This window comes from Mesorhizobium intechi (assembly GCF_002879535.1).
GTDB classification, from domain to species: Bacteria; Pseudomonadota; Alphaproteobacteria; order Rhizobiales; family Rhizobiaceae; genus Mesorhizobium; species Mesorhizobium intechi.
Genome location: NZ_PNOT02000001.1, coordinates 1 through 4,622 on the forward strand (window position 1 = coordinate 1; position 4,622 = coordinate 4,622).

General features: G+C 50.7%; 1 protein-coding gene. It reads left to right on the forward strand.

Annotated elements, in window-relative coordinates; translation table 11 throughout:
* Window positions 1-464: 464 nt before the first annotated feature.
* Window positions 465-4,520, forward strand: coding sequence for a hypothetical protein (locus C1D09_RS00010; protein WP_143972393.1), 4,056 nt, complete (start codon window positions 465-467; stop codon window positions 4,518-4,520).
* Window positions 4,521-4,622: the final 102 nt, after the last annotated feature.

The following is a 4,622-nucleotide window of genomic DNA, read 5'->3' on the forward strand; positions in this document are numbered from 1 at the left end:
GGGGGCAATAGATCAGGGCGGGCGCTCCAAGAGATGACCTGCGATGCGGCGGCTTGACTTAGCTCCTCGCGGCGCTCGCACGAACATAATGCGCTGATCTTCGCGCGCCATGACGATCTCGTGAATCGCTCGAAATTCGACGCCGCACCAATCCTTGCGCTGGTGGTCCTCGCCGACGACAACAACCTTGTCCCCCAGCTTGCACGTCCGTCGCTACACACCCTCCTGCAGGATATCTACCGCAATCGGTCTTGTTGTAGTTTTCGCCACCAACAGATTGAGGGTTGTCGGCTGGCGGCATGGACGCCAACTGTTAACTCGGGGTCCGCCGTCAGATTTCTAGGGATCATCTAGGCATCATCATCTTAAGCGACCCACCATTTGTGAAGGCTTTATGCCCGTCTGTTGAATTCTTGTCGGCTACGGCCCACTGTAAGTGCATAGGTTCCAACGGCGAATCGCTCATGCAAAAGCCTTCGATCCCAAAGGGCAATGAAAATCGAGAAGCAATAGCTTCGTTGGGAGGGTATGTTTATCAGATATATCAGTCTGCCCTGGCGTGGCTTGAGCTTGACGGGAACGAATTTCTCTTCTTGGAAGTGGCCGAAGACTACGTTGTCGCAGCGCGAGAAGCGCTAGAAGCTGTACAGGTCAAAGCTACAGACAGTCGGGTCACAATAAATTCAGATGACATCATTGCGTCAATCGACAGTTTTGTTGAACTTCAAACCAAGAACCCGCAGATCAAAGTAAATCTGCGCCATCTTACTACCTCTCAAATTGGGGAGGAAAAAGCCAGCCGCGATAGATTTGAAGGCATGCCAACCCTAGAACTATGGCGCAATCTGGCCCGCATGGGTGATGTCAGCCCCCTAAGAGAAATCCTCATCCATTCGAAATTATCGAAGAAGACTAAGTCTTTCATCGAAAATTTGGATGACGAGGCTTTCCGGGAAGGGTTTCTGAAGCGAATTCACTTTGACTGCGGTGCCCCAGAAATTCGATTCCTTAGACAACAATTGGAAGCGAAATTAATAAAGGCACTTCAAGAACGTGGCGGCGTCGCCTCTCAAGCGAGCGCGTGCATGAACAACGTTCTCGTATATCTTTTACGGAAATCAATACAGAAGCAGGACCGGTTCGTCGATCGAGCAGTTCTTGAGAAGTTGCTCGAAGCCGCGACCCATATCCCAATCAACCGGGCCCAGTTGGATGCGCAAAATGAACTCATCGCACGCGCCCTGTCCGCTTCGCTTCCCAAGTCAAATGACATAATTTCAGCAAGGCTGGCAGAGCCTCGCCCTGTCGGCGACGTCCCCTTACCCTCTGCAATAGCTCAAAGGTCAATCTACATCGACAACATAGTATCGTCTCTTGGAGGATCTGGCGTTGGCTGGATATCAGGATCAGCTGGCGTCGGTAAGACGGTCGCTGCAAAGTTGGCAGCCCTGCGCCTTGGGGGGGGCTGGGCAACCATCAATTTGAGGGGCCTTTCCGCCGAACAAGTCAGCGAACTGCTTTCTGGCACGAGCATATTGATACAGGGCAAGCGTAATATACAAGGCCTCTTAATTGATGATCTGGAATCAAATCTTGATCCTCACGTCATCGATCAATTTCTGAATTTGCTGTCTGTCTGTAAGCGCCGCGATCTCCTCTTGCTGGTCACTGCGCCCCGATCGGCGGCTGCTGACTTGCTCTTTCTGGCCAATCTGCCGCATACGATCGAAACGAGATTGGATGACTTTACAGAAGATGATGTTAGTCAGATACTCAATCAACTGGGCGTTACAGATCGCAACTGGGCAAAATACATCCACCTCGTTTCCGGTGGCGGACACCCTCAGCTTGTAATCGCAACGCTGCAAAGTATGGCACGAGCCGGCTGGGACGTGGATGAATTCCGGACGCTTAACTCACTGCTAGTTGGTAATTCCGAAGTAGATCAAGTTCGCGCTCGGACAAGAGAGCGGTTGCTCAAAGAACTGCCAGATGGAAGTCGAAGGCTTTTGGAACGGCTCTCCTTGGCTCCCCGTGGTTTCAAGCGAAACCTCGTACTCGATCTTTCCCAGGTCAATCCCTCAGTTTCGGATAGTGGCATTTTGTTTGATCAACTCATAGGATCGTGGATTGATCAACAGGAGAAAGATCGCTTTTCACTCTCGCCACTGTTGTCAAACTATGCTTCTAGCGTTCTGACGGATGCTCAGAGACAGGAAATACATTTCGAGATCGCCAATTCGCTAATCAAGCCTCGAACGCTCGATCCTATAGAAGCCAATGCAGCACTTCTTGCCGCGTGGATCGGCCGGAATGACGAAGTGATCGTTCGACTTTCGTTGTCAATAATTGCGGCTGATGCACCCGACCTGAAAATAATTTCTCCGCATTTCCTCACTCTCACGCATATGAGAACCGATACGGTTGCTTACGAAAGCAATCCTACGATCGGTCAGATGCTTCGCGGCGCTCAGCTTATAACTCTATGTAATGGAGATGCGAGCCCAGAGCATTTCCAGGCAACTCTGGAAGCTTTTGAGAGAGAAACATCGCGATTGCCGCGTGGAGCCTCGAGAGCCGGCATGGCTCTTGTAATCTATTCTAAACTGCTGTTGTCGCAGCCGACATTCGGGCCGATCCCGCGTTTTGAAGCCGTGTCGAAGGAGTTAAATGCACTCCTCGACAATGAAGATGGCGAACTACCTGATGACTTGATGGATGAGATCGAGCACCGCGCCGGCCTTTCCACGACAGTTAGTATAATGTTCTTGAATCAGGTTCGTCAGCTTAAGCAAATCAGCGATCTTGTGTCTGTTTTCGATTTTCTTGCTGATAATAATGAGAGTTTCAGAACAAGAATTTTCGCAGCTTTCGATAGACCGGATGTTCCGCTGGATCCTGACATGATGGTTTCGGGCGCTTGGCTGCACGAGCATGAGGCGAATACCATTGACCCAAATGTTCACTCATCCGCGTATGGATACATGGAAGGATTGGCGGAAGGTTGGAGGCGGACAGATCTTGCCATTGCTTGCAGAAAATATTCGGCGATTATCCTTGACGAGTATGGTGGGGACAAAGAAGCTGCGCTGCGCGTCCTCGACGAGGGTTTTCAGCGCTATGGTGCGACAACCTCAGAACTGATACGCGCGAAAGCAAAAGTTCTCTATCGAGCAAATGAACACCAAGCCAGTTTGGAACTGTCTCGCCAGTTGATTGACGGCGACATATCCCTCAGCGAAACCGAGAAAGCGTTTCTGGGTCGGGAAGCCGCGATAAGTGCAGAGAAGCAAGGCGATCTCGAGACGGCGCGCCGCTATTATCTGTTCGGTGCGGCCGCAGCAGAAAAATGCGAGGTACCCGACATGGCACCTATGCATATTGGATTGATCGCAGATGCCGCTCTGGCCAGTTGGCACGCGGGCCACCGAGAAACATGTCTGCGCGACCTAATTTACGTCATGGAAAAACTCGAAACGTTGAACCCTAAGAGTTCTCTTCGTGCCGCCCACTGCCATGCTATCTCAAGGCATGTTCTTTTGTGGCTTGACCAGAACGCATCTGGGGAGCCGCACTACATGGCGGACGGCGAGCTGCCGAAAATATATCCGGGGCTCGTGAGTAATCCCGAGCCTCACTCAAAGATCGCCGATCGGTACTTACCTCCGTTGGAAATCTCCTGGTACATGCTTGCTCAAGTCGAGTGCCACTGCCTACTTGATATCGGGATCATGCGAAACCTTGAGGCAAATTTGAAAAAAGGTCCCGTTCTAGAAGGGCAAATGCTGTTGACTCAGGCCAAACTCGATAAGGCGTTTCGGACTAAAGACGTCCAGCTGTTTCTGGAGGCGGTTGCAGAAGCGATAGCGGAGTTTACCTATGTTAAGAAGAAAGGCGACTACAAGGAGAGCTTCAATGTTGAAAATGTCACGTATGGGCGTTTTCCTGCTCCAACAGTGGCAGAGATGACGGCCCTCTGTGATATTTCAGAGCAGCAAATCCTTGCGTTTTGCTGTATCCTCCTCTTTGAGGGCGAGGTAGTGTCTTTCGATACTCTTGTATTAAAAACGGAATCGGCTAAAGATTTTTTTGTCCGACCTGAAGTGCTATTTTGCCTTATGAACGCCGGGGATGGAGTCGACTATAACTCGGGTTTCGCTGGCCTCCTTTCCCTAGTTCGAAAGCAGATTGACCATTCGGCAATTTTGTCACCTAGACAAGTCTTCGAAATCACCTTTAAGTCGCTTCAGGTTGCAAAGGTGGTCCGGCAGTTGCCTTATTTTTCTGAACGAACTCTCATATGGTTAAACGAGCGGTGGGCATTTGTTTGGGCACAGCAGAGATTTTTATTGAGGCGACCCGCCGAAAATGAAGCCCTAATCTTTGACGCGTGGTCTCGCCCCAATAACAGTCCAAATTCCAAAATCTTATCGGTTTTGACTGCTATCTTGCCAACGATCGGGATCTCAAATGAGACTGAAATTGAGGGTCTTTTAAAGCAAATCCTGGACGGACCTTGACCCCTCAGAGTTCGTCGCAAGATTGCTGGTTAGAATCCTGTCTCGTCCCCACCCTTGTGCGTCAGCTCGGTATGACGCGGTTCCGGACGGCCCCTCTCCACC

What these genes read in the sequence shown, in the direction of transcription:
- C1D09_RS00010 (WP_143972393.1), top strand. Translation starts at nt 465, where the DNA reads ATGCAAAAGCCTTCGATCCCAAAGGGCAATGAAAATCGAGAAGCAATA.